Annotated in this window: 28 protein-coding genes and 4 tRNA genes; 26 read left to right on the top strand and 6 right to left on the bottom strand. The window is 53.5% G+C overall.

Going from position 1 to position 26,870, the window contains the following annotated elements:
• Positions 1-9 precede the first annotated feature (9 nt).
• From B9N88_RS10275 to B9N88_RS10155, 24 genes are all read left to right on the top strand, one after another.
• A complete protein-coding gene (locus B9N88_RS10275) occupies positions 10-789 on the top strand; it encodes a TIGR03759 family integrating conjugative element protein (RefSeq protein WP_051429382.1) in 780 nt (259 codons plus the stop codon).
• Complete coding sequence (locus B9N88_RS10270; protein WP_027606816.1) at positions 774-1,331, top strand: lysozyme family protein; 558 nt, start codon at positions 774-776, stop codon at positions 1,329-1,331. The genes B9N88_RS10275 and B9N88_RS10270 overlap by 16 nt, the downstream gene beginning before the upstream one ends.
• Positions 1,328-1,831, top strand: a complete 504-nt coding sequence (locus B9N88_RS10265; protein WP_043293672.1) for an integrating conjugative element protein — start codon at positions 1,328-1,330, stop codon at positions 1,829-1,831. Before B9N88_RS10270 ends, B9N88_RS10265 begins: the two co-directional genes overlap by 4 nt.
• Before the next feature lie 217 nt (positions 1,832-2,048).
• Complete coding sequence (gene traD, locus B9N88_RS10255; RefSeq protein WP_027606819.1) at positions 2,049-4,265, top strand: type IV conjugative transfer system coupling protein TraD; 2,217 nt, start codon at positions 2,049-2,051, stop codon at positions 4,263-4,265.
• Positions 4,266-4,283: 18 nt separating this feature from the next.
• Entirely contained in the window at positions 4,284-5,039 is a 756-nt protein-coding gene (locus tag B9N88_RS10250) for a TIGR03747 family integrating conjugative element membrane protein (protein WP_027606820.1), read from the top strand.
• Positions 5,040-5,048: 9 nt separating this feature from the next.
• Positions 5,049-6,512: a UvrD-helicase domain-containing protein gene (locus tag B9N88_RS10245; RefSeq protein WP_027606821.1), complete on the top strand. Its 1,464-nt coding sequence runs from the start codon at positions 5,049-5,051 to the stop codon at positions 6,510-6,512.
• A gap of 51 nt (positions 6,513-6,563) precedes the next feature.
• The gene (locus tag B9N88_RS10240; protein WP_043293674.1) at positions 6,564-6,875 is read left to right on the top strand and encodes a hypothetical protein; all 312 of its coding nucleotides are present in this window, start codon (positions 6,564-6,566) and stop codon (positions 6,873-6,875) included.
• A gap of 158 nt (positions 6,876-7,033) precedes the next feature.
• The gene (locus B9N88_RS10235) at positions 7,034-7,342 is read left to right on the top strand and encodes an integrative conjugative element protein, RAQPRD family (protein ID WP_256221296.1); all 309 of its coding nucleotides are present in this window, start codon (positions 7,034-7,036) and stop codon (positions 7,340-7,342) included.
• Positions 7,339-7,578 (top strand): TIGR03758 family integrating conjugative element protein, encoded by a 240-nt coding sequence (locus B9N88_RS10230; RefSeq protein WP_027606824.1) that lies wholly within the window; start codon positions 7,339-7,341, stop codon positions 7,576-7,578. Before B9N88_RS10235 ends, B9N88_RS10230 begins: the two co-directional genes overlap by 4 nt.
• Positions 7,579-7,596: 18 nt before the next feature.
• Positions 7,597-7,935 (top strand): TIGR03745 family integrating conjugative element membrane protein, encoded by a 339-nt coding sequence (locus B9N88_RS10225; protein ID WP_027606825.1) that lies wholly within the window; start codon positions 7,597-7,599, stop codon positions 7,933-7,935.
• A 13-nt stretch (positions 7,936-7,948) separates the two neighbouring features.
• Positions 7,949-8,329 (top strand): TIGR03750 family conjugal transfer protein, encoded by a 381-nt coding sequence (locus B9N88_RS10220; protein WP_027606826.1) that lies wholly within the window; start codon positions 7,949-7,951, stop codon positions 8,327-8,329.
• Positions 8,326-8,979: a PFL_4703 family integrating conjugative element protein gene (locus B9N88_RS10215; protein WP_027606827.1), complete on the top strand. Its 654-nt coding sequence runs from the start codon at positions 8,326-8,328 to the stop codon at positions 8,977-8,979. The genes B9N88_RS10220 and B9N88_RS10215 overlap by 4 nt, the downstream gene beginning before the upstream one ends.
• The gene (locus B9N88_RS10210) at positions 8,979-9,878 is read left to right on the top strand and encodes a TIGR03749 family integrating conjugative element protein (protein ID WP_043293678.1); all 900 of its coding nucleotides are present in this window, start codon (positions 8,979-8,981) and stop codon (positions 9,876-9,878) included. The genes B9N88_RS10215 and B9N88_RS10210 overlap by 1 nt, the downstream gene beginning before the upstream one ends.
• Positions 9,868-11,358 (top strand): TIGR03752 family integrating conjugative element protein, encoded by a 1,491-nt coding sequence (locus B9N88_RS10205; protein ID WP_027606829.1) that lies wholly within the window; start codon positions 9,868-9,870, stop codon positions 11,356-11,358. The genes B9N88_RS10210 and B9N88_RS10205 overlap by 11 nt, the downstream gene beginning before the upstream one ends.
• Positions 11,336-11,773 (top strand): TIGR03751 family conjugal transfer lipoprotein, encoded by a 438-nt coding sequence (locus B9N88_RS10200; protein ID WP_027606961.1) that lies wholly within the window; start codon positions 11,336-11,338, stop codon positions 11,771-11,773. Before B9N88_RS10205 ends, B9N88_RS10200 begins: the two co-directional genes overlap by 23 nt.
• The gene (locus B9N88_RS10195) at positions 11,773-14,727 is read left to right on the top strand and encodes a conjugative transfer ATPase (RefSeq protein WP_027606830.1); all 2,955 of its coding nucleotides are present in this window, start codon (positions 11,773-11,775) and stop codon (positions 14,725-14,727) included. The genes B9N88_RS10200 and B9N88_RS10195 overlap by 1 nt, the downstream gene beginning before the upstream one ends.
• Entirely contained in the window at positions 14,724-15,020 is a 297-nt protein-coding gene (locus tag B9N88_RS10190) for a hypothetical protein (RefSeq protein ID WP_027606831.1), read from the top strand. Before B9N88_RS10195 ends, B9N88_RS10190 begins: the two co-directional genes overlap by 4 nt.
• Positions 15,017-15,673 carry a DsbA family protein gene (locus tag B9N88_RS10185; RefSeq protein WP_043293680.1) on the top strand — a complete coding sequence of 219 codons (657 nt, stop codon included), beginning with the start codon at positions 15,017-15,019 and terminating at the stop codon, positions 15,671-15,673. Before B9N88_RS10190 ends, B9N88_RS10185 begins: the two co-directional genes overlap by 4 nt.
• Positions 15,674-15,732: 59 nt before the next feature.
• Positions 15,733-16,788 carry a hypothetical protein gene (locus B9N88_RS32895; RefSeq protein ID WP_256221291.1) on the top strand — a complete coding sequence of 352 codons (1,056 nt, stop codon included), beginning with the start codon at positions 15,733-15,735 and terminating at the stop codon, positions 16,786-16,788.
• Between the two features lie 217 nt (positions 16,789-17,005).
• Positions 17,006-17,437: a TIGR03757 family integrating conjugative element protein gene (locus B9N88_RS10175; RefSeq protein ID WP_081744456.1), complete on the top strand. Its 432-nt coding sequence runs from the start codon at positions 17,006-17,008 to the stop codon at positions 17,435-17,437.
• Positions 17,434-18,387, top strand: coding sequence for a TIGR03756 family integrating conjugative element protein (locus tag B9N88_RS10170; RefSeq protein ID WP_027606834.1), 954 nt, complete (start codon positions 17,434-17,436; stop codon positions 18,385-18,387). The genes B9N88_RS10175 and B9N88_RS10170 overlap by 4 nt, the downstream gene beginning before the upstream one ends.
• A gap of 20 nt (positions 18,388-18,407) precedes the next feature.
• On the top strand, positions 18,408-19,769 hold the full coding sequence (locus tag B9N88_RS10165; RefSeq protein WP_027606835.1) for an integrating conjugative element protein: 1,362 nt from the start codon (positions 18,408-18,410) through the stop codon (positions 19,767-19,769).
• Positions 19,770-19,779: 10 nt separating this feature from the next.
• A complete protein-coding gene (locus B9N88_RS10160) occupies positions 19,780-20,160 on the top strand; it encodes a hypothetical protein (protein ID WP_027606836.1) in 381 nt (126 codons plus the stop codon).
• The gene (locus tag B9N88_RS10155; protein WP_027606837.1) at positions 20,157-21,668 is read left to right on the top strand and encodes a conjugal transfer protein TraG N-terminal domain-containing protein; all 1,512 of its coding nucleotides are present in this window, start codon (positions 20,157-20,159) and stop codon (positions 21,666-21,668) included. Before B9N88_RS10160 ends, B9N88_RS10155 begins: the two co-directional genes overlap by 4 nt.
• A gap of 28 nt (positions 21,669-21,696) precedes the next feature.
• Here B9N88_RS10155 and B9N88_RS10150 read toward each other — a convergent pair whose 3' ends face one another.
• Both B9N88_RS10150 and B9N88_RS10145 read right to left on the bottom strand, forming a co-directional pair.
• Positions 21,697-22,038, bottom strand: coding sequence for a hypothetical protein (locus B9N88_RS10150; RefSeq protein ID WP_027606838.1), 342 nt, complete (start codon positions 22,036-22,038; stop codon positions 21,697-21,699).
• Between the two features lie 235 nt (positions 22,039-22,273).
• The gene (locus B9N88_RS10145) at positions 22,274-22,762 is read right to left on the bottom strand and encodes a hypothetical protein (RefSeq protein WP_033899063.1); all 489 of its coding nucleotides are present in this window, start codon (positions 22,760-22,762) and stop codon (positions 22,274-22,276) included.
• A 205-nt stretch (positions 22,763-22,967) separates the two neighbouring features.
• Here B9N88_RS10145 and mobH point away from each other — a divergent pair, with 205 nt between their 5' ends.
• Together mobH and xerC are read left to right on the top strand one after the other, a co-directional pair.
• Positions 22,968-24,854: a MobH family relaxase gene (gene mobH, locus B9N88_RS10140; protein WP_043293682.1), complete on the top strand. Its 1,887-nt coding sequence runs from the start codon at positions 22,968-22,970 to the stop codon at positions 24,852-24,854.
• Entirely contained in the window at positions 24,851-26,185 is a 1,335-nt protein-coding gene (gene xerC / locus B9N88_RS10135) for a site-specific integrase (RefSeq protein WP_027606840.1), read from the top strand. Before mobH ends, xerC begins: the two co-directional genes overlap by 4 nt.
• Positions 26,186-26,356: 171 nt before the next feature.
• On the opposite strand, the gene B9N88_RS10130 is transcribed toward xerC, so the two are convergent.
• The 4 genes from B9N88_RS10130 to B9N88_RS10115 form a co-directional block, all read right to left on the bottom strand.
• Positions 26,357-26,433 (bottom strand) — tRNA-Pro (locus B9N88_RS10130).
• 188 nt (positions 26,434-26,621) lie between these two features.
• A tRNA-Lys gene (locus B9N88_RS10125) sits at positions 26,622-26,697 on the bottom strand.
• A gap of 5 nt (positions 26,698-26,702) precedes the next feature.
• Positions 26,703-26,779: transfer RNA gene (locus B9N88_RS10120), tRNA-Pro, on the bottom strand.
• A 9-nt stretch (positions 26,780-26,788) separates the two neighbouring features.
• Positions 26,789-26,864, bottom strand: a tRNA-Asn gene (locus B9N88_RS10115).
• Positions 26,865-26,870 lie beyond the last annotated feature (6 nt).

The following is a 26,870-nucleotide window of genomic DNA, read 5'->3' as shown; positions in this document are numbered from 1 at the left end:
GACCGTCCTATGTCTGCCATCCACAATTCCCCCAAATCAGCCCCGCCAATTCTCAACCTCCAAAGCATTGCAGGCTTAGTGACGCTTCTATTTACCTGCAGCTGTTTTGCGGCCCCCCCACCAGCGACTTCCGTCACAAGCATGCAAAACAGTGACATCCAGAATTCAGTCCAAAGCACTAACAAAGGGGAGATTGCCCGAGAGTGGGGCCTAACCACTCAAGAGTGGAGTCGATACCAAACCTTGATGGAGGGTCCCCGTGGAGTGTACTCGCCCGGCCTAGATCCGTTGACAGCGCTTGGCATCGAGGCCAAATCGAATGAAGAGCGTAAACATTACGCGGAACTGCAGGTGCGGGCTGAGAGGCAGCGAGTTGACAAGGAGTTGGCTTACCAACTGGCCTATGACCAGGCGTTTGCCCGTCTATACCCCAATGAAAAAGTCATCCAGATCTCATCTAACCCTTCCTCCATAGGCTCCACTGCGCAGACAGCACTAAAAAGCAATGGTCGGCTTGCGATCTTTGTTCAAGATAACTGCACAGCGTGCATCACACGCCTTAAGGACTTGCAAGCCAAAAAGCAGGCCTTTGATCTTTATTTCGTCGGCAGCCAGGGTGATGACGAGAAGATCCGCCGGTGGGCCATTCTGGCGGGTGTGGAACCGGACAACGTACGCAGCCGGCAAATAACGCTAAATCACGACGAAGGACGTTGGCTTGGCCTTGGGCTCGGTGGCGAGCTGCCCGCTGTGGTGCGCGAGGTGAATGGACAATGGCAACGACAATAGTCCATGGAACGCTGGCCGCTGCCATTTTGTTCGGCACATCATTAGCCATGGGTGCCGAAATACCTCCACCGGCATATCAATTGATCGCGCTACCTGCGGGTGTTCCGTCCGAAGTGCTCTACGCCGTAGCCCTGCAGGAGAGCGGAACCCCACTTCGCGGCCAAGTGGTGCCTTGGCCTTGGACGTTAAACGTTGCGGGTGCTGGTTACCGCTTTGCGACACGCAACGATGCGTGTAGGGCGTTGATGATCGCCCTTCAGACGGCAGGTCCTAGCCGCGTCGACGTCGGTCTTGGGCAAACCAACATAGGTGCCAACGGCCACCGCTATCGCTACCCCTGTGAAGGACTCGATCCGTACAAAAACCTTACGGTAACCGCGCAGATTCTAGCGGAACAGAAGGCCAAGGGCGGAGATTGGATCACAGCCGCTGGCCGTTACCACCGCCCGGCCGGAGGCGAGCCCGCGGCCCGTTATCGTCGCGCATTTGTCAAACATCTCAGCCGTGTCACCGGCATTAACCTGATGGCGAACAATCCATGAATAGACTTTTCAGTTTCGTGCTTTTGCTGTCCTTGGCAACGCCAATTATGGTGAATGCCAGCTCGCTAATTGTGGTTGAGGACCGAGGTGGGGTTTCAGCCCTGCCGTACTATCAAGATTTAGCGCCGGAGCCCACCGAGCAATCCGCTCCATTGGAAAACATGGGAGTGCGGGGGCAAGGATCATTTCCCGTGCACTCAGACCAACTGACTCCCGGCCAAGCGCAAGGCCGGGTGATCAATGCGCCTGGCCTACAACCTCTATTCCTGGTTGGCGACGATGAAATGTCCAAGGCATGGCTGACGCAGCGTCATGAGCAACTGCGGCATTTGCAGGCAGTAGGCCTGGTAGTAAACGTGGCCAGTGCCGAACGATTTGCCGAGGTTCGACGCTGGGCAGGCGACCTGCAGGTGGTACCGGCCCCCTCAAATGACCTTGCGCAGCGCCTTGGCATCAAGCACTACCCACTACTCATTACTGCGACCGCCATTGAGCAGTAGGACACAGGGATGCCATCACCTCTGACGATCACCTTGGTGATCAGGCAGCCAAAAGATCCTCGAGCTTGCCAATTGATGTTGGAACAAATGACCTATGTTGCCAGGCTTTATGGCGGCAGTGTGACGTCGACAGAACAGGGTGACGCCATAGCAATGCGCTTGCTGCTAGCCGATCAAATATCAGCGCCTGAGCTAAGACACTCCAAGGAAGTCAACAATGGCTAGTCCTTTTACTATCGAGTCATTGCTTCGCCCCGCCGTCGAGCTTTACACCGTCTGGGTTTGCGCTGCCGCTGCGCTACTTTGTGTTTTCGCGCCTTGGGCGGTTGCTCTGACCCCCTTATTTGGAGCAGTTGCTGCCACAGGCTTTTTTGGCCTCGGCGTTATTCGCTTCAAGCAAGCAATGGTGGTGTTACGTTACCGGCGCAATATTCGGCGCCTGCCCCACTACACCATGACGAGCACAGACATTCCGGTCAGCAATGAGCGGCTGTTCATCGGTAAGGGGTTTCGCTGGACACAGAAACATACCCAGAGGTTGATGGACACTTACCTTCCCAAGTACGCCGAATATGTCGAGCCAACCTCGACCTACGCTTTAGCGCGGCGAATTGAAGAGCGTCTGGAGTTTGCGCCTTTCCCGCTCAAACTGCTGACCAAGGTCACCTCCTGGAACGTAGCTCTCAACCCAGCGCGCCCACTCCCACCAGTAGGTGGTCTACCGCGACTACATGGCATAGAACCGAACGAAGCTGACGTCAGCTTGCCTTTGGGTGAGCGGGTTGGGCACTCCCTGGTACTCGGGACTACGCGGGTAGGCAAGACCCGCCTGGCAGAGCTGTTCATCACCCAGGACATCAGACGGACCCGACGGAGACCCCGGCGCCGCGTTCAGATGGGTCGCCGCGTACAACCAGTCCATCGAAGCCAGCGCAATGAAGAAATGAACCTGGACCGCGAAGTGGTAATTGTCTTCGATCCTAAAGGCGATGCAGACCTCCTAAAGCGCATGTATATCGAATGCAAGCGCGCAGGCCGACTGGATGAGTTCTACGTATTCCATCTGGGCTGGCCGGATCACTCCGCACGCTATAACGCCGTGGGCCGATTTGGTCGGATTTCGGAGGTAGCAACCCGAATTGCTGGCCAACTATCGGGGGAAGGCAATTCAGCAGCCTTCCGCGAATTCGCCTGGCGTTTCGTCAACATCATCGCGCGCGCCCTAGTTGCCCTGGGACGTCGGCCGGACTACGAGCAGATCCTCAAGCATGTGACCAACATTGATGCGCTGTTCATCGAGTATGCACAGAAGTACTTTGCTGAAAATGATCCCAAGGCCTGGCAAGCGATCGTGGAGCTTGAAGGCAAGATCGATCGTAAGAACCTCAGCTTCGCCATGAAGGATCGACCGCTGCGCGTGGTGGCCCTGGACATGTACCTCATTCAACAACGTATCTCAGATCCCGTAATGGAGGGCCTGCGATCAGCGGTACGTTATGACAAAACCTATTTCGACAAGATCGTGGCCAGCCTGCTGCCACTGCTTGAAAAACTGACCACGGGACGAATTGCGGAGCTGCTATCTCCCGACTACATGGATCTTGAGGATCCACGCCCAATTTTTGACTGGATGCAGATAATCCGCAAACGGGCGGTAGTCTACGTGGGCCTGGACGCTTTATCCGATACAGAGGTGGCTGCGGCCGTTGGCAACTCGATGTTCAGCGACCTAGTGTCGGTTGCGGGCCACATTTACAAATTCGGCATTGATGACGGCTTGCCCGGGGCCAAAGCTGGCAAGGTAGCGATCAACGTACACGCGGACGAATTCAACGAATTAATGGGCGATGAATTCATTCCGATGATCAACAAAGGCGGCGGCGCCGGCATGCAGGTTACGGCCTACACCCAGACCTTGAGCGATATCGAGGCCAAGATTGGTAACCGCGCGAAAGCTGGCCAAGTCATCGGTAACTTCAACAATCTGTTCATGTTGCGTGTCCGTGAAACCGCAACTGCAGAGCTGTTGACCAACCAGTTGCCTAAGGTTCAGGTGTTCACCAGCACGCCGGCAAGCAGTGCTAACGATGCCATCAATGGCAAAGCCGCCTTCACCTCCAACACCCACGACCAGATCCAAAGCGTCAGTGTGCCGATGATCGAACCGGCGCACGTGGTTGCACTGCCCAAGGGACAATGCTTCGCCCTGATTGAAGGCGGCAACCTTTGGAAGATTCGTATGCCCCTGCCGGCAAACGATCCTGATGAAGTCATGCCCAAAGACCTGCAGGCCCTGGCCGAGGAAATGCGGAAAGGTGCAGGAGAAAATAATGGCTGGTGGCAGGCGCCGGGGTATCAATCATTGGGCGAATCGCTACCAGATGACCTATTAGACGATTTCCGCAAATTGGCCGCAGACGAGAAAGTCGCATAAGCCTGGAGGAGCATGGCTATGGCCGATATCGCGGAAAAAGCCCAACAGCAGCAAGAAGGCCCAAAAACCTTTCTGGGCATGCTGTTCTCGGCCCCTTTTCATTTTTTAGGGGTGATGTTTGGCTCCCTGCTAGGCGCCATTATCGTTGAATGGCTGTGCATGTACGTGTTTTGGCCAGATGCCGGCTGGAAACACGCTCAGCACATGTTCGAGCACGAGTTGAGTTGGCTGTCACAGGATCTGCTGCATAGCGTTGTCATCAAAGAACCCGGGCGTACGGCGACATGGCTGGCACAGACAGTTTACGACTGGCTGATGGTGAAAAGCGGTCTGCAGGAGAACATAAACGAGCTGACACAGTACACGCGCTCCACATCGCAGCAGCAAGCTGGCACTTTCAATCTGCGCTATGAGCTCGGTCGGGTGATGATCCACTTCCAGGACTACGGCTTAGCTGCGATGTACACCGTGCTGACGTTCTGCGTCCGAATGGTCATTCTGACGTTGACGATTCCATTGTTCGTACTGGCAGCATTCACAGGACTCGTCGATGGCCTGGTGCGACGCGACCTACGAAAATTCGGCTCCGGTCGCGAGTCAAGTTACCTGTATCACAAAGCTCGAGGGACGATCATTCCGCTGACTATCGTGCCTTGGACGATCTACCTGGCCATCCCCGTCAGTATCAGTCCACTTTTGATCCTGCTGCCTTGCGCTGTGCTGTTGGGCGTGTCCGTCAACATCACTGTCTCAAGCTTCAAAAAATACCTCTAGGAGCTGTCCATGCAGTGGACTCAAGAACAGCAGCCAATCATCCATTCAACGGCTGACAAGCTACTGGTCCAGGCATTCGCCGGTACCGGCAAAACTACTACGCTGGTCGGCTACGCCACTCATCATGCCTCGGTGAAAATGCTGTACCTCTGCTACAACAAATCCGTCGAGCTCGCAGCTAGGGGACGCTTCCCTCGCAATGTGGTTTGCAAAACAGCACATGGCCTTGCTTATGCGGTTTATGGGAGCCAGTACGCAGCCAAGCAGACCAAAAACTTACGCCTGACTGACATCGCCAGGGCCATCAACACCCAAGACTGGGAGCTGGTTCGGGACGTCCTCACTACGCTGAACAACTTCATGGCCAGCGCCGATGACGAGCTAGCCCATTGGCATTTCCCCAGGTTCCAAGGTCAACGAATGCTCACGAGCGCACAGGAACGATTTCTCAACAATGCCCTGGGCGTAGCCAAATCCATCTGGAATCGGATGATAGATCTACAAGACACTGGCATTTCGATTACACACGACGGTTACCTGAAGCTGTATCAGCTAAGCAAGCCCAACCTTAGCGAACGATTTAACGCCATCCTTCTAGATGAGGGACAGGACGTTAACCCGGTTATTGCCGACCTAGTAAAAATTCAAAAGATCCGAAAAGTGACGGTCGGCGATCCACATCAGCAAATCTATCGCTTCCGCGGTGCAGAGGATGCGCTCAACAGCGAATGGATGGTCGGTGCTGAATGTCATTACCTAACCCAGAGCTTTCGCTTCGGTCCAGCGGTCGCACATGTGGCCAACATTATTCTCTTCTACAAGGGGGAGACCCGAAAACTGCAGGGGTTGGGTTCCAACACTCTTGTTAAACGGGCGTTGCCAGAAGATCTACCGCACCGGACTTTTATCCATCGCACCGTGACAGGCGTTATTGAGAACGCTCTATTTTTGGTAGCGAGCAACCCTAAAATCTTCTGGGTTGGCGGTATCGACAGCTACTCGCTTCGCGACCTGGAAGATTTGTACCTGTTCAGCCGTAACCGCAATCAGGAGGTGCAGAACCGTAAGCTTTTGCGGGACTATCGGGACTTTTCACAGTTCGTGGAAATTGCCGAGGTAAGCCAGGACAACGAGATGCTGCGCTCGATCAAAATTATTGCGGCCTACCCAGATCTGCCTCAGCGGATCCATACACTGCGCGCTCGATCAGTCGATAACGAATTGGATGCCACAATCACACTAACCACAGGGCATAAGGCCAAGGGGCTGGAATGGGACTTCGTCAGCCTGTATGACGATTTCAGCGCTGACCCGCTCTCGCCCGATATTGATCAGGGACGTCGAGATGACGAGTTGAATTTGCTCTACGTGGCGGTTACGCGAGCAATGAAGATCTTGGCGCTGAACTCAATGGTGTTGTCCATCATGCAGCAGTATGTGGATGCGCGGTCATCTTTAAAGAGTTCGAGCTAAAGAACTAACTGAGCCCCGCGGCTGGAATCGCAATATCTTGAGGAGGTCGCCATGATTCGTCAGGCGTTTGAGTATCACACCGAGTTCTCCCCGCTTCAGTACATCGTTCTGACCAAAAAACTCTTGATGTTCAAGTCGGTAGAGCCCACGGCTGAACCCGACATTCAGAGCTTTCTAAATGATCCGGAGCGTCAGCAACGCCTCGCTCTATTAGGCAGCGAAGGCTGGGAACTGATCAACGTCCAGCCGGTGTTCAGAGGTGAGATAAAGATCGGCAATCACAACGCTCAAAGCTGGGCCTATGGCATTGCATTGCCTACTGGTTACCTCCTGTTCTTTAAGCGCCAGATCCAAAGCGTATAGCTGGAAGATGGCTGCCTGAAGAAATCAATCAAGACCTGAATATGGTTTTCTTGCGGCGCGCGCCTTGATGAAAACGGCAAGCTGATGGCACCAGGAATTACCAGAGCCCAGCCGTGATCCAGTTCCCGCGCAGCACTGCACTCACTCACCGATTTGCTTTGCCAGCCCTCATCGGACTTTTTGGATGCTGCCTGCATGTCTCCAGTGCAGCAGCTGCCTCCGCATCCGAACAGGCCAATCTGGATGTGATGATCCGTCAGTTGAATGCCCTTGAGGACACTGCACGCCGGAGCGCTCAAGTGTCCGACGAACCGGGCAAGCGCTTCTTCTTCGACTACCAGCGTCTGGCTGGCGATATCGCTCGTATCCGACACGGACTGGAGGATTACCTCACTCCAAGCCGAGCCCAGCCTCGGGACACCGTGGAGTTGTCGGGCCAATACACAAAGCAAGGACGCAAGCCATGAGCATGAGCGGCGCTCAAGCGTCTGCCTTCCAGGCGGCTGCAGGGTTCCCTGCTTCGTCAAGCAACCTGTTCTTCGTGGGCTTTGCGGTGGCCATCATCTTTTTGTGGGGGGCGTGGGCTCTCTGGAGCTGCTACCGAGGATGGGCCACCGGAAACCTTGACCGCACGATCGCTTCCACCTCGGTTGTTCGCATCTTGCTGCTTTGCATGATTTTGACCACGTTTGTTCTCAGTTGACTTTATCGGAGATTCATCATGACCTCGCGCCTACGGCCACGCCGCTTGCTGATCGGCATTCTTACGCTTCCACAGTTGGCCATGGCGGCACTGCCCCAGTCTCAACCCCCCACTCGCGGTGAAGGCTCCAACTTGATGCAGACGATGCAGAACTACGCCTTCGACGGATTTTCTCTGCTCGGTCTCATTGTCTGTGCCGTCATTTTCATTGGGGTCGCCTGGCACGCCTTTGGCACCTACCACGAAATCCAGCACGGCAAAAAGAAATGGATGGACCTCGGTGCAACAGCCGCTGTGGGTGTCGCCATCCTGGGTGTCGCCATTTTCCTGGTCACCAAGGCTACCAATATTCTTTAACGAGCCTTAGGCCATGACAGAACTCTCTGACGATGGAACCCTGATATTCCTTCCAGTGCGGCTGAACAATCAGCCTGTCATCATGGGCGGTCTAACCGCTGATGAGATGTGGGCAACACTGGGGATCAGTATCGCAGCCGGGCTGATCCTCGGCATTGCGGTGGCGATACTTACCCAGATATGGGCGCTGATCATCGCCGCAGCCATGCTTTGTGCGGTTCTCGGGCTCACGCTTGCCAGCCGTTTCTTGCGCCGCTGGAAGCGCGGTCGACCTGACACATGGCTGTACCGCCAGATGCAGTTGAGCATCGCACGATATTTTCCGACCTGGAACAAAGTCCACCTAATCACACGTACTGGTGCATGGACCTGCCGAAGAACGGGGGTTCAATGACTTATCGTAAAAAAGTTGATGCACAACTAGCACATATCAACAGCCTGCGCCTGGTGATAGGTCTGCTAATCATCCTAGGGATCTACATGGCCTATGGCTGGCAGAGCGCACCGCGCGACTTGACCATCCATGTGCCGCCAGACCTTCGTTCGGGTAGTACACGTCAGTGGTGGGATATTCCTCCAGAGTCTGTGTATGCATTCGGACTGTACATATTCCAGCAGATGAACCGCTGGCCTGTGGACGGTGAAGTCGACTACCAGGACAACATCACCCGTCTGGGTAGTTACCTGACGCCTAGCTGCAAAGCTTATCTGCAGAAGGATTTCGAGCTACGTCGCAACAGCGGCGAGCTGCGTAAACGTGAACGTGGTGTTTTTGAGATTCCGGGAAGAGGTATCGACGATAAGTCAGAGCAACATATCGAGCAGAACAGCATCAACGACTGGACCGTCAACCTGGATATCACTGCCGATGAGCATTACGGTGGCGAGCGAGTGAAAAGAGCACTGGCCCGCTACCCTCTGCACATCATTCGCTCGGATATCGATCCCGAAAAGAACCCCTTCGGCCTGGCTTGGGACTGCTACAGCGGTAACCCTCAACGCATTGAAGTCTCTGTCGAGCAAAATAAGACAGGAGGCAAATGATGCGGCGCTACTTGCTGATTATCGGATTGCTCACACTCAACCTCTTCGGGATGGCCAACGCGGTTGAAATCCTTCGTTGGGACCGAATTCCGTTGGCACTTCCCTTGATCGTCGGCCAGGAACGCATTGTCTTTGTCGACCAGAATGTTCGAGTGGGTGTGCCTCGTAACCTGGTCGACAAGCTGCGCGTACAGAGCACCGGCGGCGCCCTCTATTTGTTGGCTAAAGAGCCCATTGAACCAAGCCGCTTGCAGCTGCAGAACATGAGCTCCGGCGAGATTATGCTCGTGGATATCATCGCAACCACCGGGCAACCAAATCAGGATGCATTCGAGCCGGCAAAAATTGTTGCTGGCGAGAGCCCTTCAACACGATACGGGCAAGTCAACTCCAAACCTACGAGCAGCCATGCTTTGGCTCCCACGGTACAAGCCACCACACAGGAAGTAGAGGAAGCCACACCGGCGCCGCGCCGAGAAACGCCATTGCCAGTGGTCCTCACACGATATGCCGCCCAGATGTTGTACGCCCCTCTGCGCACTGTGGAACCGGTGGAAGGCATTGCCCAGGTGAATTTCAAGCGAGGTGTAGACCTCACCACGCTCCTGCCGACGTTAACGGTCGAAGCGTCTGCTCTGGGATCGTGGCGACTGGACGATTACTGGGTGACGGCGGTGAAGCTGCGCAACACGAGCGCTCAGCACCTTAGCTTGGACCCTCGGGATCTGATGGGCGATTTTGTAAGCGCTACCTTCCAGCATCCGTACCTGGGCGCCAAGGGTGATGCCAGCGATACCACAACGGTCTATCTGGTGACCCTTGGCCATGGTTTAGCCGAATCGTTGTTACCGGCGGCCGTCAGCCAGATCGATCCGAAGGGAGGTCGTCGTGAAGAGTAATCCACTTGTTAAATACCTGATCATACCGTTCGCGATCCTGGCGATATACGTAGTGGTCAAATCATTCAATCGCGGAAGTCCCGATCAACAGGTTCATGCACCGGACACGGTTGTACTTAGCACGGAAGAGGCTAAAAAGCTTGGGGTTGACGGAGATACACCCAGCGACACATTGCGCACTATTGTTGCGGAAAGCCGACAGCTCAAGGACCAGGTCTCCAATGCACTGAAGACCAATGATGAGCTCAAACAACAGAACATAGAGCTGCAAAAGCGCCTGCAGTCCATCGACCTCAACGTCGACAGCAAACTGCAAAGCGTTCAGCAAACGTTGAAGCAAGAGTCTCAACAACAGAGCCAAACAATCCTGGACACGCTGCAGCAGCAATACAACACCCTGAGCAGCAAATCAGGCAGTGGCAATCAGTCTGGATCTGATTTGCCAATCGGCTTCGGCGTTCAGACAGGGGATGGTCAAACGTTCAAAGACGCCCCCGGGCCGGACGTTGTATGGATAGAGCCGCAGGATGCGACTCCCGTTGACATCAACGGCAAACCTATCGCTGCCGGCTCAAATCAAACAGCCAGTGGGTTCAACTTCCCGACTTCCTTTGGCGAGTCCATGGACCGGGGTCAAAATGCGCTTCGCACGGGTGCCCAAACCGTCACCAACGAAATTTCGCCGCAGGAGGCGCGCAAACAAGTGCGCAAAGTCTACACACTGCCGCAGAACTCGACATTGATGGGCTCAGTGGCCATGTCCGCGCTGATCGGCCGGGTTCCTATAGACGGCACGGTCAATGACCCCTACCCGTTCAAGGTCCTAATCGGACCAGACAATCTCACGGCTAACGGGATCGACCTGCCCGACGTCGCCGGCGCGGTGGCCAGTGGAACAGCATCAGGTGATTGGACCCTATCCTGCGTACGAGGACAGATCAAAAGTCTGACCTTTGTTTTCAATGATGGCACTGTTCGCACGTTGCCACAGCCGCAGGAAGAAGCGAACGGCGATCAAAACAGTAACAACCAGAACAATGGCAACCAGACAACTATCCAGGGTGGACTGGGGTGGATAAGCGATGCCTATGGCATTCCCTGCATCAGTGGTGATCGTAAAAGCAACGCCTCGCAATACATCGGATCCCAGGTACTCATCACTGCGGCCGGCGCCGGTGCGGCCTCCCTGATTAAATCAGATGGCAACAGCAGCTCGTTTATAAACCCGCAGTCCGGAACCATCGGTTCTGTCGGCGGTTCAGGCAGTGAGGCCATGGGCAAAATCATTGGCCAGGGCGTCAATGATGTCTCCAGTTGGGTAAACAAACTCTACGGGCAAGCCTTCGCTGCGGTGTACGTGCAGCCAGGCGCCAAGATCGCCGTACACCTGGACCAACAGCTGACCATCGACTACGAACTCAATGGCCGAAAGGTCGACTATCGCTCAGGAGCCCGTCATGCCTCGACTGCGCTTGACTAACCACGCCTTGAAAATTGGCACCTACCTGGTGATCGCACTGCTCGGATCTGGCTGCGCCACCAGCAAGGACGAACTGCTCCCCCACGGCGACAGCAATATGATGGACGTGTGGAATCAGGGATCCAGTGGTTCAAGCAGCGCGAGTAGCCGCCAATTGCTCGATGCCCGCCAAGACCTGCGTAGACCGTTGCAAACAAATCAGGCGGAACTGGACGAAAATGCAAAATTTACGCGCACTGCTCAAAACGAGATCTACAGCCAGTTTAAGCGCCTGCCCAATCCGGACCTGGTGATGTACGTGTTTCCTCACCTGGCGGGCTCTGATCCAGCTCCAATCCCAGGCTACACCACGGTATTTCCGCTGTATCAGCGCGTTCAGTACGCCATGCCCGGTGAACGCACGGAGGCATATTGATGGGCCTTTTTGAACGACTCAAAGCACGGCGGACATCTGACCGCGTCGAACCTGACCTCTCAGCCAGTGGGACCGATGCGCAGCCATCAGCAACCGTGACTTTTGAGGCTGCGACTGAGCGTTATCACGAGCGCCTCGCAGCCATGGGCATTCCATCACCGAGCGATTGGCGTAATCCCCAGAAAAAGCCAGCTACAACTGCTGACGTCGACCGCTTGTATGACGTCAACCCGTCGTTCGTGGACCTTCTGCCCTGGGTAGACTACCTACCGGGGGAAAAAGCGATGCTGCTGGAAGACGGCGTCTCTCGCGCTGCTTTTTTCGAGCTGATTCCAATTGGCACTGAAGGTCGAGATCCCGAATGGTTGCGCAAAGCCCGGGATGCTCTGGAAAACGCGCTGCAGGATTCGTTTGACGAACTTGAAACCTCCCCATGGGTCGTTCAGTTGTACGCCCAGGATGAAACCAGTTGGGATGACTACCTGCAGCAGTTGCACGATTACATTCAGCCTCGCGCGCAGGAGAGTGCCTTCACCGAGCTTTATTTGCAGTTGATGAAGCAGCACCTGGAAGCTATTTCCAAGCCTGGGGGGCTGTTTGAAGATACCAAGGTCAGCCAATTGCCTTGGAGGGGCCAGCAACGGCGAGTCCGTCTAGTGGTGTACCGACGCACCCAGGGCGCGCAGGCGGACGTTCGCGGTCAAGCCCCTGGCCCTTACCTGAAAATCATCTGCGATCGCTTGGTGGGGGGCTTGGCGAACGCCGGCATAAAAACCCATCGTATGGATGGCCACGCTATCCGCCACTGGTTAATTCATTGGTTCAACCCACGCCCAGATCATCTTGGCCCAGCCGATGCTGATATTCGACGCTTCTATGAACTGGTATGCAAACAGGCCCCTTCCTCGGAGGAAGGTGATTTACCGCTAGCCAGCGGTACAGACTTTTCGCAAAACCTGTGTTACCGCGAACCGCTGTCGGACATCGAAAAAGGCCTGTGGTATTTCGACGGTCTTCCCCACCGCGTGGTGATGCTCGATCGTCTGCGCGAAGCTCCAAAGACTGGACATCTAACAGGCGAAACCCGCAAGGGCGGCGATGCACTTAATGCGCTGTTCGACAAAATGCCAGAGGACACCACTCTCTGTATCACCCTCGTCATCACACCGCAGGACATCCTCGAAGGGCATCTGGAACAGCTCTCACGCAAGGCCGTCGGAGATACCCAAGCGTCGATCCTGACGCGCGAGGATGTCGCCACAGCCCGCCAATTGCTTGGCCGTAAGCACAAGCTTTACCGAGGTAGCGTAGCGTTTTACTTGCGAGGGAAAGACGACGCGCAGTTACAGGAACGCAGTTTGCAACTCAGCAGTGCATTACTGGGCGCTGGCATGGAGCCCGTGGAACCTCGGGATGAAGTTGCACCGCTCAACTCATACCTAAGATGGCTGCCTGGCAACTTCGACCCCAACGCGCGAAGGGCATTGGAATGGTACGCGCAACTGATGTTCGCTCAGCATATTGCGAACCTGGCTCCTGTTTGGGGAAGGTCGACCGGAACCGGACATCCAGGTATCACACTGTTTAACCGTGGGGGAGCACCAATTACCTTCGATCCACTGAACAAGCTGGACCGTCAGATGAACGCGCACCTTTTCATCTTCGGTCCGACAGGGTCGGGAAAATCGGCTACCGCGACGAACATCCTCAGTCAGGTAATTGCCATCTATCGGCCTCGCCTGTTCATCGTGGAAGCCGGCAATAGCTTTGGCTTGCTCGGTGATTTCGCCAGGAAGCTGGATCTGACAGTTAACCGCGTTCGGCTGGCCCCCGGCTCAGGCGTCAGCCTGGCGCCCTTCGCGGATGCAGTGAAACTTATCGAACCAGATCAAAACGTGAAAGTTCTGCAAGCTGATGATCTTGAAGCCTCTGATCAACACCTGGCCAGCCAGACCGAGGATGAACAACGCGACATCCTGGGTGAAATGGAGATTACAGCCAGGCTGATGATCACTGGCGGGGAAGAAAAAGAAGATGCGCGCCTTACCCGAGCAGATCGAAGCGCCATCCGCCAATGCATTCTCAATGCAGCACAGAAATGTGTAGCGGAACAACGCATTGTGCTTCCCGAAGACATCCGTGAGGCACTGCGAGAGATGGGGCAAGAGCCGGGTACCCCAGCTGCTCGAAGCTCACGTTTCCAGGAAATGGCGGAAGCATTGTCAATGTTCTGCATGGGCACTGAAGGCGAGATGTTCAACCGCCCTGGTACGCCGTGGCCTGAAGCTGACATCACCATTGTGGACCTGGCCACGTATGCCCGAGAAGGCTACAGCGCACAGATGGCCATCGCCTATATCTCATTGCTAAACAGCGTCAACAACATCGCAGAGCGGGATCAATTCAAAGGCCGCCCGCTGATCTTCTTCACCGACGAAGGCCACATTCAGTTGAAGGTGCCACTGCTGTCGCCCTACTCCGTCAAGATCACCAAGATGTGGCGAAAGCTCGGCGCCTGGTTCTGGATGGCGACCCAGAACGTCGACGATGTTCCACCCGAGGCATCGGCTCTGCTGAATATGATCGAGTGGTGGATGTGCTTGAACATGCCGCCGGATGAAGTGGAAAAGATCGCCCGTTTTCGTGAACTGACCCCAGCACAGAAGTCGATGATGCTGTCAGCGCGCAAAGAAAGCGGGAAATTCACCGAAGGCGTGGTGCTATCCAAAAGCATGGAAATGTTGTTCCGGGCGGTGCCCCCCAGTTTATACCTGGCCCTGGCCATGACAGAGCCAGAGGAGAAAAAACAACGCTTCGACATCATGCAAGCCAAAGGCTGCAACGAACTTGATGCCGCCATTGAGGTCGCAGCGGCGCTGGACCGTCATCGCGGTATCGAACCGAAAATCATCAATTTCCCCGAGCAAGCCACGGCCTTGGAGCGCCAAGCATGAGAGCACTAGATTCCCTGACACAAAACCTGATTGAAAGTCTGGTTCACCTACTTGAACAGCCAGGAGAGGACGCCCTTCAGACCCTGGAAGTGTGTGCCCCAGTTTTGATAGAGCAACTGCAAGAGGTCGTGATACGAGCGGTAGATCGTCGTGACGTTGAGTCCCAACTTCAAACAGTATTGGCCAACTGGCTCAAGCATCATCCTCAACCCGATGATGCTGAGACCGAGCTACTTGAAGCTCTGCGTAAACAAGCACTTCTCTCCTCGAAGCCAGTTGAGGCTCTGGCATGAAACGCCCAAGTTTTAGAAAGGTAATTCTAGGGAGTCTAATGTCAGGCCTATCGTTGGCCTGCATTGTCTTTATTCGAAACGAGATGAAAACACCCAATCACACAGGCCCTTGGGTATACGGCTCGCCTGATGCTCGTTGGACTGTGACAGAGTATGCGGATCTGGAGTGTCCCTACTGCAAGACGTATACGCCGGCTTTGAAGGAATGGGTTCAGCAGCAGAAGGACGTAAATCTGAGGTGGCACCATCTGCCTCTGGATTTTCACGGCCCAGTTGCAATCCATGAGGCTAGGCTCGTTGAATGCGCAGCAACGATGGGCGGCGAGGATGTTTTCTGGCAAGCCATCGACCAAACCTTCGCACGTACCCGCAGCAACGGTCAGGGCATCAGCGGACAATTGGATGTCAATGGCATCAGTAACCAGGACCTAGAAGACTGCGCGACTAACAACACCGGAATTGCTCAGTACATCAGCCGACAAGCTGAGGACGCAATAAAAGCAGGGATCACGGCAACACCTACTATACTAATTAAAGACAACACAACAGGAAGATCAATAAAAATTGAAGGCCCTGCAGACAGCGTATTAATACTTTCTGCGATTGATCGTCTAGCGCAAGTTGCAAAAAAAGGTGTCGATGGCATAAGGTAATTGCAGTTCACTTAAACTTAAATACTCATATCCTGCTGCATCTCGCTGAGACCATGAGAATGAAAGAAAGCCCCATTCTGCCTACCTATGCGGGCAAGACAACCGTTTATATAGATCAAAACGTACTGACGATGGTTGTCAAAGGCAATGATCTTGCATTCTTTACATCATTAATTGACAGATTTCAGGTCATCTACTCGGACGAAACGCTACGTGAGATCAAGCGCAGCGGCCAGCCTGAGAAATTCCTGGCAGCCCTAGACTCTCTGAACGCTATGCACTTCAGGTATCAGTTCAATGATAGCTTCGAGCCTACCGGAGAAATGATTCTTCATGAGGTTCCTGCCGTCCAAGCCTATGGTAATTATCTTCAGATGGAGCCGGTCTACGACATCATGTTGGCGGCAGCACATCAAACCACGCTTAAGATGTACGGGGGCCGCAGCGCATCAACTTTCACCAAAATAGCCTCTGAGCAGATAGACGCGTTTGATGGACTCATCAAGAGTCTGTCTGCCCCTCTTGCCCAGCTCGACTACACCCATCCTCATCTGCGTGCGCCCATCGAGCAATATCTCCTAACTCTACAGTCCCAGTACGAACAAGTTTCAGCAATGTCCGCCGCAGAGATGACGAAACATATCAGCGATGAAACAGATCAATCGGGAGTCCAAAAATATCGCTCCTCAGTTGGAATGGGCCCGAAGGAACTCAACAATGTAAAGCCTCCCAACGTTATTGAGAAAATATGGAAAATTTACCAGGACCTTGATGGTTACCGAGATCAGGGCTACTCAATCGAAAATTTCCTCGGCATCGCCGCCAATCCCCTATACGGCCGAGACATGCAAGTACACGAAAAAGTTACGGCCATTTATAATTTGCTGAACATGATTGGCTACAAGTCCGACAGCAAGCTCAAGCTTGAGTACAGATATGTCGCCGCTATCAGCGATGCTGCCCATGCAGCCATCGGATCTCGTGCTCACATCCTACTCAGCGCAGACGAGGCTTTTGTGGATAAGGTCAGGGCGATTTACGAGTTTCTGGGTGTGAACACCGAAGTGGGGCTTGTGTGTTTAGTGGACGGGGAAGTCAAAATAAAGATCGAGTAGCCGGTTGCATCGACGCACCACCACCGAAGATAGGGCCGTACGCATTGCATTGAGTCAAGCTGATCTCAGGCTTGATAGACCTAAGGGCTGGATAACACCATATCTAGCTGCGAGATCGGGCACTCCAAAATACTTCTCAACCCAAATTCCTATTTCCTACTGCGTCCATCGCCATCTTCCGGTTTCCTGTACTTGAAATCACTTCAGGTATGGGTTCATGTCCGATATCCACAGCAAACTCTGCCAGATGCGGCACCGCCTCATGTCACTGGCCCTACTTTTTGTAACTCTCACAGCCCAGGCAGAGACATGGGTCATTACCAATCAAGCCCATCCAGTGACGGCGCCGCCTGGTACTCGCATCATTCTTCTGGATGAACAGCAACGTCTGGAAGAACAACTGTCTCAAGCGCTGCCTGCTGATCCGCGTCAGGCTGAAGCAGCCGTCCAACGCTACTTGGCAAGTCCTACAGGCCAGCGTCTGCAGCACGACCTCGCTCAAGCACAGCAGGGTGTCACTGATGCCTGGAGCCTGGGTGTCAATAAGCTCCCGGCCGTAGTTGTTGACCGTCGATACGTTGTATACGGCGAGCCGGACGTCGCTAAAGCCGTCACGCTGATCGACAGAGCGCGGAGCCAGTCACGATGAAGCGCTCACGTTTTCCGATCAAGCCATTGTCGCTGGCCATCACTTTCAGTTTGTCATTCAGCGCATCGGCTGCAATTACATCGGCATCCATCATTGCGTCGACACTGTCGCCGACGTGCCTAGAGTACAAGGTAGTAGGTATCTGCTACTGGCTGCTCTGTACGCCTTTCGGCTGCAAAGTCAAAACCTCGACCAAAGTTCGTCACTATGTGCCAGACGCGGTGGTGTCTGCATATTCGAACACTGGGATGAATCCATGGATAGAGATGTCGCCTATGGGCACACCTAATCCGATGGCTCAGGCAGGTAACGACGGCACCACCAATCACGTCGCTGAAAACAACATTATCAAGTTCAAGGAAGCCGATGTTATCGGCCACCCTGGAGGTGCGACTTTCAGTCAATTTGCTAGCGCTTCAGGCTATATCTGCAAAGGCGCGACATTACCGCTCGTTCCCTACTTCCTGAGCACCCTCGATCCGATAGCCTGGCGATACGGTGTACCCGAGTCCGTTTACCCCGAAGCACTGATCCCAGGGATGCGCGAAGTCGGCAGCCTATTCACAGCGAGTAGCTGGGGGAACGTCTATCCACGTAGTGGCTTTCTCAACCAGACCGATGACTATAAGACCGGCGCCGTCATTGCACAACGCGCTGGCGACGTGGTCACCCGCCCAGGCCAAGTACATGTCTACTTGCCAATGCTCGCCCTTCCCTATCCCGGCTACTGGCCTGCAGGGCCGCTACGCGAAGGTGACGCATCCACTGGCAAGTGGCAAGAGCTGACCCCAGTCCTCAACCCGACTTGCGCAACCTTTCCCACCATCCTCCCCAACATCGTCCCTAACATCGATGCGCAGGATGGCGGCTACGCCTGGGCGCTCTGGCGCCCATATTCGTGCTGCCAGCGTCGTGGTCAGACCTTCCTCGGCAGTACGGACTTCCAATGACACAGCGATCGGAGCACAACATGAAACTCACCACCTTGGCGATAGGGCTCATCTGCAGCCTCTGCAGCGCAATAGCGCTGTCTGCAGATCCAATCAACATTTCATCATCCGGCAGTGTCATTGGTGACGACGTGCTCTACAACATCGGTGGGGGTAGCGCAGTGGCCATGGGCAGCGCTGGCAACATGGACAGTATTTCTGTAGGTGGAGGTTGGAACAACAATCTGATCTGCGGAAACATGAGCCTTAGTAACACATTACAAAATCAGTTGAACGGGGCCACTTCTGGATTCCAGAACATCATGACCTCGGTAGTACAGAACGCCACTAGCGCCGTGGCTTCGTTGCCGGCATTGATTCTTCAACGTGCGAACCCGGCGCTATACAACCTCATCACCAACGGCATCCTGCAGGCCCGACTCGACTTTGATCGATCCAAAGGCACTTGCCGCGCCATTGGAGAAAAAATGGCCGATATCGCCGGCAACCAGATGGGCTGGGGCAAGCTCGCTGAGGGTCAGGCCATGAGCCAGGCGCTGACATCCAACACGGACGCGGTATCTGCGGTGGAGCAAGTCGAAAAAAAAGGTGGCAACGACGGCGTCACTTGGGTTGGGGGTGATCGAGCAGGAGGTTCCGGTCAGAAGCCTATTCGTATCGTAGGTGACGTCACCAAAGCGGGCTACAACCTGCTGAACAAGCGAGCCGCAAGCGACACTTCATCGATTAGTAAAGACAACTGCAACAATGGCATGGTGTGCAACGTTTGGTCATCACCCCAAGAGGCCACGACCTTCGCCAATCGTGTGCTGGGAGAACAACAACAGCAGACCTGTGACAGTTGTCCTAAAACGGTTACAGCTGCTGGCGTCGGTCTGACGCCGTTGATCCAGGAAACCTACGACACCAAGCTGAAAGCCTTGCAGGAACTGCTGAACGGTGGAAAAACCCTCTCCATCGAAAACCTGGAAGCCGCGAGTAGCAACTCTCTGCCCATTACCCGGGGCGTTGTAGCAGCGCTCAAGGACGAGCGTGATCAGGACGTACTTGCTCGCAGGCTTGCCTCAGAAGTCGCGCTTTCTGACGTTTTGGAGAAAGCCTTAACCCTGCAGCGAACGTTGATGGCGGGCAGTCGCGAGCCGAACGTCGCGGCTAATGACCTCGCCCTCCAGGCAGTCGGTCAGCAGAGTTCCTCGCTGCAGCAGGAAATTGGCAATCTGAAAATGGAACTGGATATGCGTCAGCAGCTCGCTAAAAACTCGCCCCTCACAATCATTGAGCGCGGTAAAGCGCGGGCCGAAGACTCTCGGGGCGTGTTTCAGGGGGCACCTGAAACGGATCGATTGGAGCAGTTGCAGTCGCCCGCCAAGAACAAACAGTGAGGAGTAGGCCATGACCGATAAACGAAGGCCTAGCAATGCCTCCAACCCCTTGGTGGTTCGTCGAGCGGGCAGGGCCATCCTAATCGCGCTTGCCGTGTTGCTCGCCACCACCGCAGTCGCGGTCTTCATCAGCAGCGTATTGATGAGCGTGTTCGACAGCGCCGAGCAATGGCAAGCCTGGCGCACTGACAATTACTGGCTGCTTCTCTGTTGGCGTTTGATGCTTTATATGGCAATTACCTACGCCTGGCTGAAGCTCAAGTATCGACTGCCACAATCAGATCGCACTAAGCATCGCAGAAGCATCTTAAAGATTGAAGTAATGCTGATGATACTGGTGTTAATGATTGAACTGAGCAAAGCTGTATCCCTAGCAGGAGGCGTCCAATGACGCTCTATACCAATGATTATTTGGAGTACTACCTAACACTGGCCGGATGGATTATCAACAACGGTATTTGGTCGATGATTTCAGATACCGGATTATTTGCACTGCCATTCTGCATCATTGTTATCAAAGAGTGGCTGAAAGTTCGTGGAGAAGGTGCTGATGAGGGTAACAAAGGCGTCCTCTCACTAGCCCGAATCGAAACCAACATCTACGTCGGTTACGTCGTCGTGGCGCTTTGCGGCGTCCCAGCAGTAAATGTTAGTTTTGACACGTTGGCATTTGATCAAAGTAGATCTCAGCAGTGTCAGTACAACTTACCTAAACCCGCGGACACTGGTTGGAACACAACATTCAGTACTCTGGCAGGCAAGAGTGCAGAAATGCCCATGTGGTGGGCCTTTATGCATGCGTTATCAAAGGGATTGACCAGCGGCGCTGTCGCGGCCATACCCTGCGGAACTGATCTCCGGCAAATGCGGATGGAAGTGGATAACACCAAAATAAACAACCCATTGCTGGCTCAGGAAATAGGAGATTTTACGCACGACTGTTATGGTCCTTCCCGAGCTAGGTTATTTATGCGTCAACCCGACTTGGGAACTAAGGCGAATGATCCAAAGTTTTTGGAGGATCTCAGCTGGATCGGCTCCCACTTTCTTCTGAACACTTCTGGCTATTACGATACGGATTACTCTAAAACACCCAGGAGTTCCTGGCCCTACAGCGCTACCCGCGACGTAGGCTTGCCACAAGTGAGTGGAGGCGGTGGGTATCCGACTTGCAAACAATGGTGGTCCGATAGCGGTGTGGGCTTACGGGATCGCATCAAGGATCAAGTATCACCAGATCTCATGACCAAAATGCTTGGTTGGGCGAAGTGGATGTCCCAGGACGAAGTGACCGACTCACTTGTTAGGCAACTGGTCTCGCCGTCGAATCAGGTGAAAGGGGATGTTTATACAGACTACGGGGGGCAAATCAACGGAACCGTTTGGAATGGAGCAGCCCGGGCAGCGGGGACTTTCGGAGTTGCATTAGGATCTATGGCCTATTTCCCAGCTATGGACATGGTTCGCCAGGCGCTACCGATGGTCATGGCGTTCTTAAAAATGGCGATGGTAATTTGCATTCCGTTGGTACTGATTGTCGGTGCTTACCAACTTAAAGTGGCCATGACTATGTCCGTAGTGTTTTTTGCTCTGATCTTCGTGGACTTCTGGTTTCAACTGGCAAGATGGGTCGATACCACGATACTGGACGCTTTATATGGAGCCGGCTCCCCGCATTTATCATTTGATCCTGTGATGGGTTTGAATACTGCTACCCAGGACGCAATCTTGAACTTCGTGATGGGATCGATGTTCATCATCCTGCCGGTATTTTGGATAGGCGCGCTGGGATGGGCAGGGGTTAGTGCGGGAAATGCGCTGGAAGGTCTTAGCAGCGGAACAAAAGATGTAAAACAAGCAGGATCACAAGGCAGCAAAGAACTGAGGAATGTGCTTTGAAAGGATGAGTAGTGCCTACGTCAGGGCGCTACTCATCGGCATCCCCAAAAGTATGGCAATTTCCGTACATGTCATAATAACCCCACCCATCGGGACCATCTCGCCAGCCGACTGCAAATCCCTCTTTCCGACCTCCCTCATGACGTGGGGAAATTGCCCCATTCATCAGGGCAAGAAAAATAATACCAATAGTCAAGACTGCAATGAAGGCGTTAGCCAGCCATGTCCAAAAAAACACGGCCAATGCGATCAGAGCCAGACGCTTAACCCAGCGCATTGTGCGGTTATGACTGCACCAAACGAGGCGCACAACCTGGCCCAGGCCATAGCCCAAACGACTTGCTACTCCCTGGGATGTCTGTGTGGTCATGGCCCGTCTCCTTCATGCCCATTCTAGAGGCGATTTGACATTACTTATAATACCGATTTTTCTCTGCCGCAAGATCAGGAGACAAACGGCCGTTACACTCGGCACCAAACGCCCGCCCGTTTTCACTGCAAAAATGGCCCAAAGGGTAAAAGGTTTTGTAGAAGCGAATGGAATGGTTCACAAGGGTAAAAGCCCTACCCGAAAGGGCCGCTTTTAGCGGGTAAAAGGACCAATCTTAAGGAATCTCTCGCGGGATATAAATTTCAACTAACTCTTCTTCTGTAAAACTGCTGAGCAAAGAAAAGTAATTAGCTCTGGAATCAACCGTCAAAGGTTGGATAGGACCTAGCCCAATAAGAGTTGAAACCGCCTCGTCAGGCGTCATTTCGCTAGTAAGTGGAGCTCTCCGCCCGGAGTAATAAACCTTGTCTGACGCAACGGCAACATCCAGTAAGTCACGTACTTCGCCGTAACGAGGGTAACGCGCGGCGGTTAAAAATACCCCATCGAAAACGACAAACACGCTATCAACGTGAGGAATAATATATTTAGCTAAAGCGACAACCAGAGGAAGGTTGTTATTATACCTTGCTTCATCGTCGTCAAGATCATTTTCTACGCTCGCAAAAAGAATGATCTCATCACACTTATTGTCACGTATCAAATCACAAAGTGCCCAAACATTATCTGAGGTTGATTTCGTAGCGTAGCGAAGTGAAACCATCATTTTTTCCTCACCGGGTCGATCTGCGGCACCGTGCCCTTAAACCGAAACGACGATTATTTTGCATTCCTTTCTCCGTCACCACCATAGAAAGATGGCTTTTCGCCAAAAGAAATACCTGAGACCACCAGTAAACCTTTCCTCTTGCTCGCCCCCCCGTTGATAGGAGAAAAGCCTGCCCCATGATTCATTAATGGAGCCGACGATGTTCTCAATCTTCCGCCGCAGCAAAAAGCTACCTGCTGCCGCCTCTTCTCCGAAAGGCTACCTGAAACCAGCCCAGGCACAGGACTTGCTCGCAACTCCGCGCCGACAAAAACTTCTGGAGAACATTTGGCAACGCGCATCGTTATCCCGCTCTCAGTTTGCAGAACTCTATCGGCTTCCACTTGAGCGCTACGCAGAGTTGGTCCAGCAGCTCCCTGCTTCGCAAAACCACCACCATGCACACCCTGGCGGCATGCTGGATCACGGGCTTGAAATCGTCGCCTATGCGTTGAAGATCCGACAGACCTATCTACTCCCTATAGGCGCACCACCGGAATCTCAATCAGCACAGGCTGAAGCGTGGACTGCCGCAGCAGCTTATGGCGCTCTGATACATGACCTTGGAAAGATTGCCGTCGACGTGCATATCGAACTGGAGGGAGGTAAGACCTGGCACCCATGGCATGGTCCAATCAACCGTCCTTACCGCTTTCGTTACGTGAAAGGACGCAGCTACCAACTACATGGTGCCGCAGCTGCACTGATCTACGCCCAGATCCTCTCCCCGGAGATTCTGGACTGGCTCAGTGACTTCCCAGAAGTGTGGTCGCAGTTAGTCTTTGTATTGGCCGGTCAATACGAACACGCAGGAATTCTGGGAGAGATAGTAGTCAAGGCCGACCAGGCGTCCGTAGCCCAGGAACTGGGCGGAAACCCATCCCGCGCATTGTCCGCGCCCAAGCAGTCTTTGCAGCGGCAATTGGCAGAAGGGTTGCGCTACTTGGTCCGGGAAACATTCAAATTGAATCAACCCGATGGTCCGTCAGATGGATGGCTGACACAGGATGCTCTTTGGCTGGTTAGCAAACCTATTGCAGATCAATTGCGGGCCTACTTGCTGACTCAGGGCGTTGAGGGCGTGCCCAGCTCGAATGCGCCCTTCTTCAACATGCTGCAGGATCAGGGGGTTATCCAGACCAATACCCAGGACAAGGCGATCTGGAGGGCCACGATCGACAATGGTCGCGGCTGGCGAAACACCTTCACTCTGTTGAAGCTTTCGCCGGCACTGATCTGGAATGACCCCACCGATCGGCCAACTGCATACGCGGGAACCCTTGAGGTAGAAGCGGGCAATTCGGTAGAAGAGTCTTCGGCGGAAAGCAGCATCTCTAAGCGACCAGAGACCTTGCCCCAGGACGTTGGATTTAAAGGGGCGCATACAGATTCAGCACCGGCAGAAACAATACCATTTGCCCTCCCGCAGCCTTCTCCCAGCAATCCAGCTGAATTTGACGAACTACTGGCCCTCCTTGGTAATATCAAAGAGCCACCAGCGAACAATGATAACCATAATGTCTCAGCGGCACACACCGCCCCCCTTCAATTGGATGATTCTCAGCCTTGCATCAGCGCCAATGAATGGGTCTCGCCACTCGCAACTGCAATAGAAGTAACATCGATGCCAAGGAATAACACCGATTTCGGTAAGGGATTTGTTGAATGGCTTAAAAAAGGCATCGCATCCCGAAGCATCATAATAAATGACGCCAAAGCACAGGTTCATACGGTGGCGGGGACTGCCATGCTGGTAACGCCTGGAATATTCAAGCGTTATGTCCTGGAGTTCCCTCACATTGAACTGCAGGCGAAAGCACAGCAGGTAAATGCTTGGCAGATGGTTCAGAGGAGTTTTGAGAAGCTGAAACTCCATAAAAAAACTGAAAAACACCTGAATATCTGGACATGCAATGTTGTTGGGCCTCGAAAATCTAAGCAGCTCAAGGGGTACTTACTTATTGACCCGCTTACGATTTTCTCTGAAGTCCCCTTCGACAACTTAAGCCTGTCTCTGAAATCAGAAATGTTGGAATCGCCAGAATGACCACGCCTTTAAAGTTAACGGAGGAGTACATATTTGCTCACGACCTTCGCGATGCTAGTGCGAAGATCTATCGTGCATCGACCAAAGCATTACTTAAACATTTCCGAACAACTCCGATTGAGGAGATTGATCATCGCGCGGTACTGGCATGGAGAAAGAAGATTCTTGAGAATGGATTATCCAAACGAAGCTGGAACACCTATTCGAATCATCTACGTACTGTATGGGGCTATGCAATTGAGCACGGCCTGATGACCCACACCACGATCAATCCATTCAGAAAAACAAGCGTTATTCCACCCAAGCGAGCCAGTAAGACAATCAATGGAGAAGCAATACAACGAGCTCGCAACTGGCTCACATCTCTTGTTGGGCAAGAGCGCTGTACTCAAGAGCGTACCCAGATAACACCAGCTTGGTTCTGGCTAGCCGTTTTCGAGATGTTTTATTACACCGGTATTCGATTAAATGCCCTGCTATGCCTTCGCTACAAGGATATCGACTGGGACAACAAGATGATCCTAGTTCGCGGTGAAACAGAGAAAACCCATCGCGAGTTCTTCCTACCCATCATGGAGGGACTTGCTCCACACCTTTGCAGAATCCTGGGAGAAGCGGAGAAGATAGGTTTTTCACCGGACGATCAGCTGTTTAACGTCAACCGATTTTCGAGGCACTATCACGGTAAGGAAATGAACATCGATCAGGTTGAGTCGATCTACCGCAAGCTCACCGATAAAATCGGCGTGCGGATGACCCCTCACCGCTTTAGGCACACCCTCGCCACGGACTTGATGAAACAACCAGAGCGGAACATTCATCTCACCAAAAGTCTGCTGAACCACTCAAATATTGCAACGACGATGAACTACATCGAAGTCGACTACGACCACATGCGTGCTGTCCTGCACGAGAGAAGTCTGGCTCAGGGTGCTTTAAGCCGAGTTAGAAGGGTTGATTCAAGCGGTACACCACCGACTTCAGCCATTACAGCCCCTTCCGCTCAAATAAGATTGCCTTCGCGAAAAAATGCCGATCCAAAGCCCACAACGTTGCAGCCACCACAACAACAGGCGGCTATCGAAGAGGTCATAATTGATAGACCTAGCAGATCGAGTGGCCCAAGTGCGCTTAGGAAGGCTCTTGAGTTCGCATCGGCACAACTACATAGCGGCTCAATGGAATCTGCCACAGATTCGCCATCAGATCAGATAGATCAGAATCTGTTGTTAACGCTAATGGCAAGCGGGCTAGGCGTCGGCACATTCCGGAAACGCACCCAATCTGAGCGATCGATGGGAAGCACATCGTTCTCCCGGGCGTCTCCATAGCACGACACCTAGGTCAAGCCGCACCGCAGTAGCGAGCTCTGGACAACCAGAGGCTTTCGCGTGCCTGTCAAATAATTAGCGGACAAAATCAACCGGGATAGCAGATTCGAGGTATCTATCTGATCCACAGACGAAAAAAGGCGCCATAAAGGCGCCTTTTTTCTTGAATAATGGTCGGGGTAAGGGGATTCGAACTCCTGACATCCTGCTCCCAAAGCAGGCGCGCTACCGGACTGCGCTATACCCCGGAATGTGCAACGGAAAACCGATGCACATTGACATCATTACGAAGCGAAACTAATGTTCGCCTCAGACGGCTGCATGTCTACGGCGATATCTAAGTGCTGTAACACTTTCCAAAACCGTAAAACCGCCTTGATCAGAGCTTCAACCTCTGATCCTAAGATTTGATTCCAGCGTTAACTGGTCTCAAAAATGGTGGGTCGTGTGGGATTCGAACCTACGACCAATTGGTTAAAAGCCAACTGCTCTACCAACTGAGCTAACGACCCAAATATGGTCGGGGTAGGGGGATTCGAACTCCCGACATCCTGCTCCCAAAGCAGGCGCGCTACCGGACTGCGCTATACCCCGGTTTGAAATTGGCTCCGTGACCAGGACTCGAACCTGGGACCCAATGATTAACAGTCATTTGCTCTACCGACTGAGCTATCACGGAACTACA

The organism is Pseudomonas sp. LAMO17WK12:I1 (genome assembly GCF_900177315.1).
Taxonomy (GTDB): domain Bacteria; phylum Pseudomonadota; class Gammaproteobacteria; order Pseudomonadales; family Pseudomonadaceae; genus Aquipseudomonas; species Aquipseudomonas marginalis.
This window is presented reverse-complemented; position numbering and strand designations above follow the sequence as displayed.